The 13,701-nt window shown below is 62.8% G+C and carries 15 protein-coding genes; 7 read left to right on the top strand and 8 right to left on the bottom strand.

Annotation, left to right across the window (positions count from 1 at the left end; genetic code table 11):
• From APH34_RS20930 to APH34_RS20955, 6 genes are all read right to left on the bottom strand, one after another.
• The coding region (locus APH34_RS20930) for an amino acid permease (protein WP_177337042.1) at positions 1-1,161 on the bottom strand (1,161 nt) is incomplete at its 3' end.
• A gap of 625 nt (positions 1,162-1,786) precedes the next feature.
• Positions 1,787-2,851 carry a 23S rRNA pseudouridine(2605) synthase RluB gene (gene rluB / locus APH34_RS20935; RefSeq protein ID WP_054902798.1) on the bottom strand — a complete coding sequence of 355 codons (1,065 nt, stop codon included), beginning with the start codon at positions 2,849-2,851 and terminating at the stop codon, positions 1,787-1,789.
• A 224-nt stretch (positions 2,852-3,075) separates the two neighbouring features.
• Positions 3,076-3,855 carry an SMC-Scp complex subunit ScpB gene (gene scpB, locus APH34_RS20940; protein WP_054902875.1) on the bottom strand — a complete coding sequence of 260 codons (780 nt, stop codon included), beginning with the start codon at positions 3,853-3,855 and terminating at the stop codon, positions 3,076-3,078.
• Positions 3,842-4,567, bottom strand: a complete 726-nt coding sequence (locus APH34_RS20945) for a ScpA family protein (protein ID WP_176512487.1) — start codon at positions 4,565-4,567, stop codon at positions 3,842-3,844. The genes scpB and APH34_RS20945 overlap by 14 nt, the downstream gene beginning before the upstream one ends.
• A gap of 125 nt (positions 4,568-4,692) precedes the next feature.
• Positions 4,693-5,322: an L-threonylcarbamoyladenylate synthase gene (locus APH34_RS20950; RefSeq protein WP_054902800.1), complete on the bottom strand. Its 630-nt coding sequence runs from the start codon at positions 5,320-5,322 to the stop codon at positions 4,693-4,695.
• Between the two features lie 13 nt (positions 5,323-5,335).
• Positions 5,336-6,196: a PHP domain-containing protein gene (locus APH34_RS20955; RefSeq protein WP_054902801.1), complete on the bottom strand. Its 861-nt coding sequence runs from the start codon at positions 6,194-6,196 to the stop codon at positions 5,336-5,338.
• A gap of 67 nt (positions 6,197-6,263) precedes the next feature.
• Between APH34_RS20955 and APH34_RS20960 the strand changes: the two genes are divergently transcribed.
• From APH34_RS20960 to APH34_RS20980, 5 genes are all read left to right on the top strand, one after another.
• Entirely contained in the window at positions 6,264-6,857 is a 594-nt protein-coding gene (locus APH34_RS20960; protein WP_054902802.1) for a septation protein A, read from the top strand.
• A gap of 1 nt (position 6,858) precedes the next feature.
• Positions 6,859-7,158, top strand: coding sequence for a YciI family protein (locus APH34_RS20965; RefSeq protein WP_054902803.1), 300 nt, complete (start codon positions 6,859-6,861; stop codon positions 7,156-7,158).
• 78 nt (positions 7,159-7,236) lie between these two features.
• Positions 7,237-7,914 (top strand): response regulator transcription factor, encoded by a 678-nt coding sequence (locus APH34_RS20970; RefSeq protein ID WP_054902804.1) that lies wholly within the window; start codon positions 7,237-7,239, stop codon positions 7,912-7,914.
• A gap of 185 nt (positions 7,915-8,099) precedes the next feature.
• Positions 8,100-8,516, top strand: coding sequence for a Spy/CpxP family protein refolding chaperone (locus tag APH34_RS20975; RefSeq protein WP_054902805.1), 417 nt, complete (start codon positions 8,100-8,102; stop codon positions 8,514-8,516).
• A 60-nt stretch (positions 8,517-8,576) separates the two neighbouring features.
• Positions 8,577-9,917 carry a HAMP domain-containing sensor histidine kinase gene (locus tag APH34_RS20980; protein WP_054902806.1) on the top strand — a complete coding sequence of 447 codons (1,341 nt, stop codon included), beginning with the start codon at positions 8,577-8,579 and terminating at the stop codon, positions 9,915-9,917.
• Positions 9,918-10,007: 90 nt separating this feature from the next.
• Here APH34_RS20980 and APH34_RS20985 read toward each other — a convergent pair whose 3' ends face one another.
• Positions 10,008-10,565, bottom strand: a complete 558-nt coding sequence (locus tag APH34_RS20985) for a nitroreductase family protein (protein ID WP_054902807.1) — start codon at positions 10,563-10,565, stop codon at positions 10,008-10,010.
• A 181-nt stretch (positions 10,566-10,746) separates the two neighbouring features.
• Here APH34_RS20985 and APH34_RS20990 point away from each other — a divergent pair, with 181 nt between their 5' ends.
• Positions 10,747-12,201, top strand: a complete 1,455-nt coding sequence (locus APH34_RS20990) for a TrkH family potassium uptake protein (protein ID WP_054902808.1) — start codon at positions 10,747-10,749, stop codon at positions 12,199-12,201.
• Here the strand turns inward: APH34_RS20990 and APH34_RS20995 are convergent.
• Complete coding sequence (locus APH34_RS20995; protein ID WP_054902809.1) at positions 12,158-13,219, bottom strand: AraC family transcriptional regulator; 1,062 nt, start codon at positions 13,217-13,219, stop codon at positions 12,158-12,160. The two genes, APH34_RS20990 and APH34_RS20995, sit on opposite strands and share 44 nt — an antisense overlap.
• A 154-nt stretch (positions 13,220-13,373) precedes the next feature.
• Here APH34_RS20995 and APH34_RS21000 point away from each other — a divergent pair, with 154 nt between their 5' ends.
• Entirely contained in the window at positions 13,374-13,685 is a 312-nt protein-coding gene (locus APH34_RS21000) for a DUF962 domain-containing protein (protein ID WP_054902810.1), read from the top strand.
• The last annotated feature ends 16 nt before the right edge of the window (positions 13,686-13,701 follow it).

The following is a 13,701-nucleotide window of genomic DNA, read 5'->3' on the forward strand; positions in this document are numbered from 1 at the left end:
GCTGATCATCGCCCAGTTGATCACCAGGGTCGCCACCACCAACGACATCAGCAACTCCAGGGCATTCTGCGGCATGAAGTAGTTGAGCAGCACCGCGAACAGGGTCACGCCGGCCGATACCAGGATCGAACGTACCGGCACACCGCGCTTGTCGACCTTGGCCAGGGCAGCGGGCGCGTCACCTTGCTCGGCCATGCCCAGCAGCATGCGGGCATTGCAGTAGGTGCCGCTGTTGTACACCGACAACGCAGCGGTCAACACCACGAAGTTCAACAGGTGGGCAGCCACATCGCTGCCCAGCAGCGAGAACACCTGCACGAACGGGCTGCTGCCGTAGCTGCCGCCGGACGCGTCGATGCTGGCGACCAGGTTGTCCCAGGGGGTCAGCGACAGGAGGACCACCAGGGCACCGATGTAGAAGATCAGGATGCGGTAGATGACCTGGTTGATCGCCTTCGGGATCACGGTTTTCGGCTTGTCGGCTTCGGCTGCGGTGAAACCGAGCATTTCCAGGCCACCGAAGGAGAACATGATGAAGGCCAATGCCATGACCAGGCCGCTGACGCCGTGCGGGAAGAAGCCGCCATGGGCCCACAGGTTGGTCACCGAGGCTTCAGGGCCACCGCTGCCGCTGGTCAACAGGTAGGCACCCAGGCCGATCATGCCAACGATCGCCGCGACCTTGATGATGGCGAACCAGAACTCGGCCTCGCCAAAGACCTTCACGTTCATCAGGTTGATAACGTTGATCAGCAGGAAGAAGCCAGCAGCCGTGACCCAGGTCGGGATCTCCGGCCACCAGTAGTGGATGTACTTGCCGACCGCAGTGAGCTCCGACATGCCCACCAGGATGTACAGCACCCAGCAGTTCCAGCCCGACATGAAGCCGGCGAAACCGCCCCAATACTTGTGGGCAAAGTGGCTGAACGAACCGGCCACCGGCTCTTCTACGATCATTTCGCCGAGCTGGCGCATGATCATGAAGGCGATGAAGCCGCAGATGGCGTAGCCGAGGATCATCGACGGGCCGGCGGATTTCATCACGCCTGCCGAGCCGAGGAACAGGCCGGTACCAATCGCGCCGCCAAGGGCGATCAACTGGATATGGCGGTTCTTCAGGCCCCGCTTGAGCTCGCCTGAATGCATGTTTTGTCCACTCATGAACGAAGTCACCTGCATTGTTTTTATCTGTGACGGAATCGGACCCACCGCGCTCGTGGCGCAGCGGAATGAGCAAGGTGGTTACCTTGGGTTTCTTGCAAACGGTTGCCGCCAGGGCGGATCAACCTGGTGTGAGCAAGAGTGCGCGGTACGCAAGAGAGTCACAGGTAAAACGCGGCGCACTGTATACCCCTGCAAGCGCGCAGGCGTCAACGCGTTGCGTCATTTCCTCAGAAAAAACGCAGCGGTCCTGTGGTAGGAAGCCTTGAAAGGCGAAGTGATCGGCGTACATGGCGCCTCCATTTGTTGTTCTGTCAGCCCGGCTCTGTGGACGGGCTTCTGCACACGGCAATGGCTGCTATAACAGCCTGGGGCGGGGGTTTGGGCAATAGGGCGAGAGGCTGGTCGGGGACGTTGGCACCCCTGGCGCGGCAAGATTTGTTTACAGAAATTCAGATGGACCCAGAAAATCGGGCAAATTCGTATAATTTTCTTTACAGATCGGTCTGAAACCTTGCCAGACATCGGAAAATTTCTTTTTTGTTCAACACCTTGTGTATTGCAGGTTCGCGCAGGCGAAAAAAAACCAGCCCGAAGGCTGGCCTTTCATGACTGCCAGAGCAGATCAGCCACGTGGCTTGCCGCGACCACGGCCTGCCGGCTTGTCAGCGTCCGGCTTGGCGGTGCGCTTGCGCATCTCGCTTGGGCGCTCGGCAACCGTGCTGCCGCGGTTACCCTTGCGCGGCGCTTCTTCACGCGGCTGGCGCGCAGGGCGCTCGGCCGTGCCGGCTTCATGGGCTGGGCGCAGGTTGCGCACACGCTCGTTACGCCCCATAGGCCGGGTGGACTTGCGCTGCATGCGCTCCATTTTGTCCTTGGCCTTGAGGTTGAGGGTAGGCAGCGCGACCGGTTGCAGGCCCACTTCAGCGGCCAGGATGTCGATCTCACCCTGGGTCATTTCACGCCAGCGGCCCATCGGCAGGTCGGAATTGAGGAACACCGGGCCGAAGCGCACGCGCTTGAGGCGGCTGACCACCATGCCCTGGGACTCCCACAGGCGACGCACCTCACGGTTGCGGCCTTCCATCACCACGCAGTGGTACCAGTGGTTGAAGCCTTCACCACCCGGTGCTTTCTGGATATCGGTGAACTTGGCGGGGCCGTCTTCGAGCATCACGCCCGCCTTAAGGCGTTCGATCATCTCGTCGTCCACTTCACCCCGTACACGTACCGCGTACTCACGGTCCATCTCGTAGGACGGGTGCATCAGGCGATTGGCCAACTCACCGTCGGTGGTGAACAGCAGCAGGCCGGTCGTGTTGATGTCCAGGCGACCAATGTTGATCCAACGGCCTTCCTTCGGGCGCGGCAGACGGTCGAACACGGTTGGGCGGCCTTCCGGGTCGTCGCGGGTGCAGATTTCGCCATCAGGCTTGTTGTACATGATCACCCGACGGGTGGCCTCGGCGGCTTCTTCACGCTTGATCAGCTTGCCGTCAACGGCAATGGCGTCATGCAGGTCGACGCGCTGACCCAGGGTGGCCTCCACACCATTGACCTTGATGCGGCCCTGGCTGATCCAGGCCTCGACATCACGGCGCGAACCAACGCCGATACGTGCCAGCACTTTCTGCAGCTTTTCGCCGGATGGAGGGGTGAATTCGGTGTCTTGCAGGTCTTGCTCACTCATCTGGGCACCTCCCGGTGTAGGAATGAAAACAGGGTTCTGGCGACGAACGCGCCAAAAGGCCGCGCATCATACGCGGTTCGGCGGGGGAACGCACTGCAGCCTAGAGGGTTTTGCAGCAGTGGGGCGGGTTTTCTGCCCGGCGGTGATTGTGCAGTCAGTGCCAGCCGCTTCGCAGGGAACCCCGCTTCCACAAGGACGACGTAGCGTTCAAGGGAGCCAAAGGCTCAGGGCTGCCCTTTGTCTTCTGCCTGAAGCGAGCCATCAGGCTCTGCCGCCTCTGCTTCACGCAGATCGTCAAAGTCGGTCTTCAACCCCTCTTCCATGGCATCGAGCTCAACCAGCAAGCTGCGGAAGCTGGTTTCTTCCTTCGGCTCGGCAACCTCGTCATCCTCACCCAGGCTGGCATCGGCCAACGCCTGCAGATGCGCCGGCACCGGAGCATCATCCGGGTCGAGCACAGGTTCGGGCTCCATTTCACGCAACTCGGCCAATGCTGGCAGCTCGTCCAGGCTCCTGAGGTTGAAGTGATCGAGAAACGCCTTGGTCGTGGCGAACATTGCCGGCCGCCCCGGCACCTCGCGATAGCCGACGATGCGAATCCACTCGCGCTCCATCAACGTCTTGATGATGTTGCTGTTGACCGCCACGCCCCTTACATCTTCGATCTCGCCACGGGTGATCGGCTGGCGGTAGGCGATCAACGCCATGGTTTCGAGCAACGCTCGGGAATAACGCTGCGGGCGCTCCTCCCACAGCCGGCCCACCCAGGGTGCATACGCTTCTCGGATCTGCAGGCGGTAGCCGCTGGCTACCTCCTTGAGCTCGAAGGCACGGCCTGTGCAAGACTTGCCAAGGACCTCGAGGGCTTTCTTGAAAACCTTGGGTTCGGGCCGCTCGGCCTCTTCGAAAAGCTCGTACAAGCGCTCGAGCGATTGCGGCTTGCCGCTAGCAAGCAGAAAGGCCTCGATCAGCGACGCCAGTTCGCGGGGTTCATTCAGGTTCATCAGGTTCTTCGACAGGCTCGGCTCGGACCCGGACATGGATCACGGCGAAAGGCTCATTCTGCACCAGTTCGATCAGCGATTCCTTCACCAGCTCAAGAATCGCCATGAAGGTCACCACCACGCCCAGCTTGCCCTCCTCGGCAGTGAACAGCTCGACGAAGGGCACGAAGCCGCCCCCCTTGAGGCGCTCCAGCACCTCGCTCATGCGCTCGCGGGTCGACAAGGTCTCACGGGTGATCTGGTGGCTTTCGAACAGGTCGTTGCGGCGCATGACCTCTGCCATGGACACCAGCAGCTCCTCCAGGCTGACCTGGGGCAACAGCTTGCGCACCTTGGCCTGCGGCGCTTCAAGGCGCGGCACGACAACCTCGCGGCCAACCCGCGGCAGCGTGTCCAGGCCCTCGGCGGCCGCCTTGAAGCGCTCGTACTCCTGCAGGCGGCGAATCAGTTCAGCACGTGGGTCACCCTCCTCTTCCTCGATCTCGGCCGAGCGTGGCAACAACATCCGCGACTTGATCTCGGCCAGCATGGCGGCCATCACCAGGTACTCGGCGGCGAGTTCCAGGCGCACGCTCTTCATCAGCTCGACATAGCCCATGTACTGGCGCGTGATTTCGGCCACGGGTATGTCGAGGATGTCGATGTTCTGCTTGCGGATCAGGTACAGGAGCAGGTCAAGCGGCCCCTCGAAGGCTTCGAGGATGACTTCCAGCGCATCCGGCGGGATATACAGGTCCACCGGCATTTCCGTCAGGGCTTCGCCGTAGACCAGGGCCAACTGCAACTGCTGGGGCGCGTTGGCCTCTTCAGCCGGCGCCTCGGGCGCCTCCACCTCGCTCACGCGCTGACCAGGAAAGGCTTGGGATCGCCACATCCTTCGCGGATCAGTTCAGGTTCGTCGCCAGACAGGTCAATGATGGTCGAGGCCTTGAGGTCGCCGAAACCGCCATCGATGACCAGATCGACATGGTGCTCCAGGCGCTCGCGGATTTCGTAGGGGTCAGTCATTGGCTCGGTGTCACCGGGCAGGATCAGGCTGACGCTCATCAGCGGTTCGCCAAGCTCGGCCAGTAGCGCCAGGGTAATGGCGTGGTCGGGCACGCGCAGGCCGATGGTGCGGCGCTTTTCATGCAGCAACAAGCGCGGCACCTCGCGGGTGCCGTTGAGAATGAAGGTATACGGCCCGGGCACATGAGCCTTGAGCAGGCGGAAGGTCCCGGTGTCGACTTTGGCGTACAGGCCCAGTTGCGACATGTCGCAACACATCAGTGTGAAATTGTGGGTCTTGTCCAACCCGCGCAGCCGCCGCACCCGCTCTATCGCCGCCTTGTCGCCTATCTGGCAACCCAGGGCGTAGGCCGAGTCGGTCGGGTAGACCACCACGCCGCCCTTGCGGATGATCTCCACGGCCTGGCGGATCAGCCGCGGTTGCGGATTCTCCGGGTGTATCTGGAAAAATTGGCTCACGAAATCGTCCTGTTCATATCGCCATAGGCTGTTCATGGCTGAATCGCCGCCACAGGGGTGGCAGGTCCTCGGGCAATGGCCGGTAGGCACCGATCTCGCCCCAGGTGCCGGGGCCGTGGAAATCGCTGCCAGCGCTTGCCAGCAGACCAAACTCACGGGTGAGGATGGACATCGTACCCACCTGCTCGGCCGGCATCATCCCATTGACCACCTCAAGCGCCTGCCCGCCTGCCTGAATATAGTCGGCAATCAGCCTTCTGCGCTTGCTGCGGGTCAGATCGTAGTGCATGGGGTGCGCCAGGCTCACCCAGGCGTTGGACTGTCGCAAGGTGGCAACGGTTTCCTCGAGCGTGGGCCAGTGCAACTTCACATCGCCCAGCTTGCCCGCGCCCAGCCACTTGCGAAACGCCTCACCACGGTCCTTGACGTGCCCTGCGCGCACCAGGTACTCGGCAAAGTGCGGCCGCGCCGGGGCATTGCCGCTGTCGCCCAGTTCCTGCTGCACGGCACGCGCCCCGTCCAGAGCGCCAGGCATGCCCTTGGCCGCCAGCCGTTTGTCGATTTCCTCGGCACGCAGCCAGCGGCCACGGTGCAGGGACTCGATCGCGTCAAGCAGCGGCGGCGCCTCGAGTGGGAAGTCATAGCCCAGGATATGAATGGTTGCGCCACCCCAGGTGCACGACAGCTCTACCCCGCTGACCCAGCGCATGCCGCGCTCGGCGCAGGCCTGGCGGGCCTCGGGGAGGCCTTCGAGGGTGTCATGGTCGGTCAGTGCCAGCGTCTGCACCCCGTGCTCATGGGCCCGGGCGACCAGGACCGCAGGCGACAGGGCGCCATCGGAGGCCGTGCTGTGACAGTGCAGATCAACATTCATGGAGGAGCGCTACCGCTGGAATCGATGTTTGTTATTATGCCGTCACATCCCGATTCTGGCTGCCATTGTGAAACAATTCATCGATTTCATCCCGCTGCTGCTGTTCTTCATCGTCTACAAGCTTGACCCGCGCCCCCTGGAAGTCGCCGGCCACAGCTTCGAATTCGGCGGCATCTACAGCGCCACGGCGATGCTGATCATCAGCTCGCTGGTGGTGTATGGCGCGCTGTTCCTGCGCCAGCGCAAGCTGGAGAAAGGGCAGTGGCTGACCCTGGTCGCATGCCTGGTATTCGGCGGCCTGACCCTGACCTTCCACAGCGAAACCTTCCTCAAGTGGAAGGCGCCGGTGGTCAACTGGTTGTTCGCCCTGGGCTTTGCCGGCAGCCACTTCATCGGTGACCGGGTACTGATCAAACGCATCATGGGCCACGCCCTGACGCTGCCCGATGCCATCTGGACCCGCCTGAACCTGGCCTGGATCGCGTTTTTCCTGTTCTGTGGCGCGGCCAACCTGTTCGTCGCGTTCACCTTCCAGGCGTTCTGGGTCGACTTCAAGGTATTCGGCAGCCTGGGCATGACCGTGCTCTTCCTGGTGGCGCAGGGTGTATACCTTTCGCGCCACCTGCATGACGACCCCTCCACCTCCAAACCCAAGGATTGACATGCTCTACGCCATCATCGCCAGCGACGTCGCAGATTCCCTGGAAAAACGCCTGGCCGCGCGCCCGGCGCACATCGAACGCCTGCAGCAGCTCAAGGCCGAAGGCCGTGTGGTGCTGGCTGGCCCGCACCCAGCCATCGACAGCAACGACCCAGGTGCAGCCGGTTTCAGTGGCAGCCTGATCGTGGCCGAGTTCGATTCCCTGGCCGCCGCCCAGGCCTGGGCCGATGCCGATCCGTACATTGCCGCGGGCGTGTACGACAACGTCATCGTCAAGCCATTCAAGCAAGTCTTGCCCTGATCGATAAATTGGCGGCGTCTGCGGTATCTTTGCCACTGGCAGGCGCGTCAGACGCCGTCGATTTGAATTGAGTGAGTCATGAGCGAGCTGTTACTGATTGATGATGACCAGGAACTCTGCGAGCTGCTCGGCAGCTGGCTGACCCAGGAAGGTTTTACCGTCCGCGCCTGCCATGATGGCCAGAGCGCGCGCCAGGCGTTGGCCGAACATGCACCCGCAGCCGTGGTGCTCGACGTGATGCTGCCCGATGGCAGCGGCCTGGAACTGCTCAAGCAACTGCGCAGCGAGCATGCCGAGCTGCCGGTGCTGATGCTGTCGGCACGTGGCGAACCCCTGGACCGTATTCTGGGCCTGGAGCTGGGCGCTGACGATTACCTGGCCAAGCCCTGCGACCCGCGTGAACTCACTGCGCGCCTGCGCGCCGTGCTGCGTCGCAGCCATCCCACCGCCGCCACCACTCAGGTCGAGATCGGCGACCTGGCCTTCAGCCCGGTACGTGGTGTGGTGAGCATCGACGGCCGCGAGATGAGCCTTACCCTGTCCGAAAGCCGCATCCTCGAGGCACTGCTGCGCCAGCCAGGCGATCCGCTGGACAAACAGGAACTGGCGCAGATCGGCCTGGGCCGCAAGCTCACCCTTTACGACCGCAGCCTGGACATGCACGTCAGCAACCTGCGCAAGAAGATCGGCCCGCATGCAGACGGGCGCCCGCGTATCGTCGCGCTGCGCAGCCGCGGCTATTACTACAGCCTGTAATCACCGGCCAGCTGCAAGCTTCAAGCGGCAAGAAAAGCCACCGCACGCCCCATTCTTGCCACTTGCCGCTTACACACTGAGGCCGCTTCTTTACCCAGCCTTTACCCTCTCCTGACTGCGCTTGACCTTGATCTCCCTAGACTGAGCTCATCCGGTAACCACCGGCCTTTGAAAGGAGAGACACCATGCGCAAGACCCTTATCGCCCTGATGTTCGCCGCCGCCCTGCCGACCGTGGCCATGGCCATGCCTGAAGGCGGCCCGCGCCACGACGGCCCGCATCATCGCGGTGACGCGCCTTTCGCCCAACTGGACCTGAGCCGCGACCAGCGCCAGCAGATCGGCAAGCTGATGGGCGAGCAGATGAAGAACCGCCGCGACATCACTGAGCGCTACCTGGCCAAGCTGCCAGCCGCCGACCAGAAGGCCATGAAGGACGAACTCAAGGCCAGCCACGAGAAGACCGACAGCCAAGTCCGCGCGCTGCTCAAGCCTGATCAGCAGAAGAAGTTCGACGAGCTGCAGAAGGAACGTGAAGCACGCAAGGCTGAATGGAAGGAATTCCAGGCCTGGAAAGCTGAAAAAGCCGGCAAGGCCCAGTAAGCTGTCCCCCCGATGCCCGGCCCGCCCCCAAGCGGGCCGGGCTTTTCCCGTTTACAGGAGGTGCTCTTGCGTTCTCTGTTCTGGCGCATCCTGGCCAGCTTCTGGCTGGCTATCACCCTGGTCGCTGGCTTATCGATCCTGTTGGGCCACATGCTCAACCAGGACGCCTGGATCCTCAGCCGCCACCCTGGCTTGAATACCCTGGCCAGCCATTGGGCCAAGCACTATGAGCAGGAAGGTCTGGAATCGGCGCAGAACTTTCTCGAGCGACGCAAGCAGCGCTTCAAGATCGACGTACAAGTGCTCGATGACAGTGGTGATGCCGTGGTACCTGGCACCTTCCCACGTCGCGCCGCCGCGTTCGAGGCACGTCAGCACAATGACGAGCGTCGCCTGCCTTGGCGCCGCCTGACCGAGGAATACACCAGCCCAGACACTGGCGAGACCTACCTGCTGATCTACCGCATTCCTCACCCGGAACTGGATGCCTGGCATCGCGAGAGCCTGCTCTGGCCATTGAGCGCCCTGGGTATAGCCTTGGTGGTGTTGACCCTGTTCAGCCTGCTGGTGACACTGTCCATCACCCGCCCCCTCAGCCGCCTGCGCGGTGCGGTGCATGACCTGGGCCAGGCCAGTTACCAGCAGAACAGCCTCGCCCGCCTGGCGGCACGGCGCGACGAGTTTGGTGTACTGGCCAAAGATTTCAACAAGATGGGTGCCCGCCTGCAGAGCTTGATCGGCAGCCAGCGCCAGTTGCTGCGCGACGTTTCCCACGAGCTACGTTCCCCCCTCGCCCGCCTGCGCATTGCCCTGGCCCTGGCCGAACGTGCCGAACCGGCACAGCGCCAGGCCTTGTGGCCACGCCTGACCCGCGAGTGCGACCGCCTGGAAGACTTGATCAGCGAGATTCTCACCTTGGCCCGGGTCGATGCCGAACAAGCCCATGCCGAGCCGGTCGACCTCAACGCCTTGCTCGGCAGCGTGCGTAAAGATGCACTGCTCAGTGCGCCGGAGCAGGAGCTACGGCTTGAAGCGCAACCAGGCTTGACCTTGCAAGGCTGGCCGACCTTGATCGAGCGCGCCGTGGACAACCTGCTGCGCAATGCCCTGCGTTTCAACCCTGTGGGGCAGCCGATCGAGATAAGTGCCGAGCGCGAACAGGCACGCATCGTCGTCAGTGTGCGTGACCATGGGCCGGGGGTATCAGCGGAGCATCTGGCGCAATTGGGGGAGCCGTTCTTCCGCGCGCCGGGTCAGGAGGCGCCGGGGCATGGCCTGGGGCTGGCGATTGCCCGCAAGGCGGCGGAGCGCCATGGCGGAAGTCTGGTGCTGGAGAATCATCCGCAGGGCGGGTTTGTGGCCCGCCTTGAGTTGCCGCTCGCCGTGGAGATTGGCAGTTGAAGTGATGTCGGGCTTTCCGGCCTCTTCGCGGGGCAAGCCCGCTCCCACAGGGTTCCACTGAGCCTGAGGGCCCGCGAAGGGGCCAGCGAGTTACTCGCCCCAGGCGCTGACGAAGTCGGCAGTCTCCAGGATAGGCGCCGAACGCGGCTCGTTCAGCGGCGTACCGACATACAGGTAACCGATCAACTCTTCGTTCTCGCCAAGCCCCAGGCCCTTGTGTACATGTGCATCAAAGGCCATGTCGCCCGTGCGCCACACCGCACCTATCCCCTGGGCATGCGCCGCAAGCAGAATGCCATGCGCCGCGCACCCTGCAGCCAGCCGCTGCTCGGACTTCGGCACCTTGAAGTGGTCCTGCAAGCTGGCGATCACCACGATCAGCAACGGTGCCCGCAGCGGCATGGCGCGGGCTTTGTCCAGTGCGGCCTGGCTGGCATCGCCCTTGTTCTGCACGGCGTGTGCAAACAGCTCACCCAGCTTCTCGCGGCCCTGCCCCTCGATGGTCAGAAAGCGCCACGGGCGCAACTGGCCGTGGTCCGGCGCCCGCAGCGCAGCCTGGAACAGCGCCTCGCGCTGGGCGGCATTGGGCGCCGGGTCGGTCAGGCGTGGCACGGATACACGGTTGAGCAATGCGTCGAGAGCCTCCATCGGCTACCCTCCTGGCAGGTGAATGTGCGGCCATTCTCAAGCTGCACGCCACAAGCTGCAAGCGCCAAGCATGCGCCGATCCATGCATAGCGCTTTTTCTTGCAGCTTGAAGCTCGCGGCTTGCAGCTACCAGACCCATAGGTAGAATGGCGCCCTTCCGTTCAGAGTCAGAGCAGATCACATGGCGTTGCCGACCTTAAGGATCATTGGTTTCATCATCGGCATCTTCCTGATCACCCTGGCGGTCAGCATGGTGGTGCCCATGGCGACCCTGGTGATCTTCGAACGTACCGGTGACCTGCCATCGTTCCTCTGGGCAAGCCTGATCACCTTCATTGCCGGCCTGGCCCTGGTCATCCAGGGCCGCCCCGAGCATGTCCACCTGCGCCCGCGGGACATGTACCTGCTGACCGTCAGCAGTTGGCTGGTGGTGTGCGTCTTCGCCGCGCTGCCCTTCCTGCTGACCCAGCACATCAGTTACACCGATGCGTTCTTCGAGAGTATGTCCGGCATCACCGCCACCGGCGCCACGGTGCTCAGCGGGCTGGATACCATGTCGCCGGGGATCTTGATGTGGCGCTCGATGCTGCACTGGCTCGGCGGTATTGGCTTCATCGCCATGGCGGTGGCGATCCTGCCGCTGCTGCGTATCGGCGGTATGCGTCTGTTCCAGACCGAGTCGTCGGACCGATCGGAAAAGGTCATGCCACGCTCGCACATGGTCGCCAAGTCTATCGTGGCGGTGTACGTCGGCTTTTCGGTGATTGGCGCCCTGGCCTTCTGGTGGGCCGGCATGAGCCCGTTCGACGCAATCAACCACGCCATGTCGGCAATTTCGACGGGCGGGTTCTCCACCTCTGACCAGTCGCTGGCCAAATGGGACATCCCGGCCGTGCACTGGGTCGCGGTGGTAGTGATGATCCTGGGTAGCCTGCCCTTCACCCTTTACGTTGCCACCCTGCGCGGCAACCGCAATGCACTGATCCGTGACCAGCAAGTACAAGGGCTGCTCGGCATGCTGGTGGTGACTTGGCTGGTACTGGGCACCTGGTACTGGGCCACCACCAACCTGCACTGGCTCGATGCCTTGCGCCACGTTGCACTGAACGTCACGTCTGTGGTCACCACCACCGGTTTCGCATTGGGCGACTACAGCTTGTGGGGCAATTTCTCGCTGATGCTGTTCTTCTACCTGGGCTTCGTCGGCGGCTGCTCCGGCTCGACCGCCGGGGGTATCAAGATTTTCCGCTTCCAGGTGGCCTACATCCTGCTCAAGGCCAGCCTTAATCAGTTGATTCACCCGCGTGCGGTGATCAAGCAGAAATACAACGGCCACCGCCTGGACGAAGAGATCGTGCGCTCGATCCTCACCTTCTCGTTCTTCTTCGCGATCACCATCTGCGTAATGGCCTTGCTGTTGTCGCTGCTGGGCGTGGACTGGATGACCGCGTTGACCGGCGCCGCCGGGACCGTTTCGGGCGTTGGCCCAGGCCTGGGCGAAGTGATCGGCCCTTCGGGCAACTACGCCACGCTGCCGGACGCCGCCAAATGGATCCTCGCCGCCGGCATGCTGCTCGGCCGGCTGGAGATCATCACGGTGCTGGTGTTGTGCATGCCGGCGTTCTGGCGTCACTGACCACCACGGCTTGCCCGCCCAGGCGTGCGCGGTATTCGCTCGGGGTGACATCGAACCAGCGGCGGAAGGCCCGGTAGAAATTGCTCGGGTCGGCGAAGCCCAGCAGGTAAGCGGTTTCCAGCAGTGTCATGCCCGGTTGGGCAAGGTATTGCTCGGCCAGCTCACGGCGGGTGTCGTCGAGCAATGCCTGAAAACTGGTGCCCTCTTCCTGCAAGCGCCGTTGGAGCGTGCGCTGGGACAGGTGCAGCGCCTGGGCCAGAGTTTCGCGCTTGGGCTCACCCTGGGGCAGGATGCGGCACAGCACCTGCCGCACCCGGTGCGTCACCCGGCTTTCCGAAAAACGCGCCAGGTATTCGCCGGCAAATCGGTCATGCAGGATCGCCATGGCCTCGTTGGCTGTCGGCAGCGCTGCCTCCATGTCGGCGCGCTCGAACACCAGCGCATCGTGGGGCGCACCGAACACCAGCGGCGAATGAAATGCCACCTTGTACGGCTCGATATTTTTCGGTTGCGGCCCCTGGATCATGACCCGCCGAGGCTGGATCGGCCGCCCACTGAGCCACTTGCTCAGCGCCAGCGCGCACGCCAGCGAGGCCTCGGCGCTGTGCCGGGTAGGCGGCAGGTGATCGCCGTGTACCGTGAGGATCAACGCATAACCCTCCGGCCCAAGGCGGAAACTTAGGTCGGAGCTCTCGGCGATGATGCGCTGGTAACGCACCAGGCGCTCGAAGCCCTCGGCCAGCGTGCGGCTGGACATCAATGCATAGCCCACCACATGGAACGAAGCCGGCCGCACCACCCGCGCCATGTTCAAGCCGATGGCTTCGTTGCCCGAGAGTTCGACCGCCAGTTGCCACAGGCGGGTCATGGAATCCTGAGGGAAGCGCGCATCGGGGTCGTCCAATGCCGCGAAATCCAAGCCAAGCTGCCTGAACATGGCCGGGCAATCCAGCCCCTCCAGCTCAAGTGCCTTGACAATCCCTGATGCCCAGCTGGCTGACGTGGTTCTTTCACTCATGGCAGGCTTCTTATGCTGACCGCTCCGTGCGGTTAACCCCAAGGATACTTAATTGGCGCCTATTGTCACTGGCCGGCCCCGCCAATGACTCTAGACTCGATTCAGGCTCCACGCCGTGTATCCTGTCAAAAAGTGATAATTCCGGAGCACTGCCATGAACAGCACCGCGCAGTATCGCAGCTTTGCCGAGTTCTACCCCTACTACCTGGGGGAGCACAGCAACCCTACCTGCCGGCGCCTGCACTTTGTCGGCACCAGCCTGGTCATTGCCCTGCTGGCCTACACCATTGGCAGTGGCAAGTGGCTGCTGTTGCTGGCGGTGCCGGTATTCGGTTATGGGTTCGCCTGGGTCGGGCACTTCTTTTTCGAGAAGAACCGACCGGCGACGTTCAAGCATCCGCTGTATAGCTTGATTGGCGATTTCGCCATGTTTCGCGACATTCTGCTGGGGAGGGTCAGCTTGTAGGGCCTGCAGGCACCTG

Source organism: Pseudomonas sp. NBRC 111131 (assembly GCF_001320525.1).
GTDB classification, from domain to species: Bacteria; Pseudomonadota; Gammaproteobacteria; order Pseudomonadales; family Pseudomonadaceae; genus Aquipseudomonas; species Aquipseudomonas ceruminis.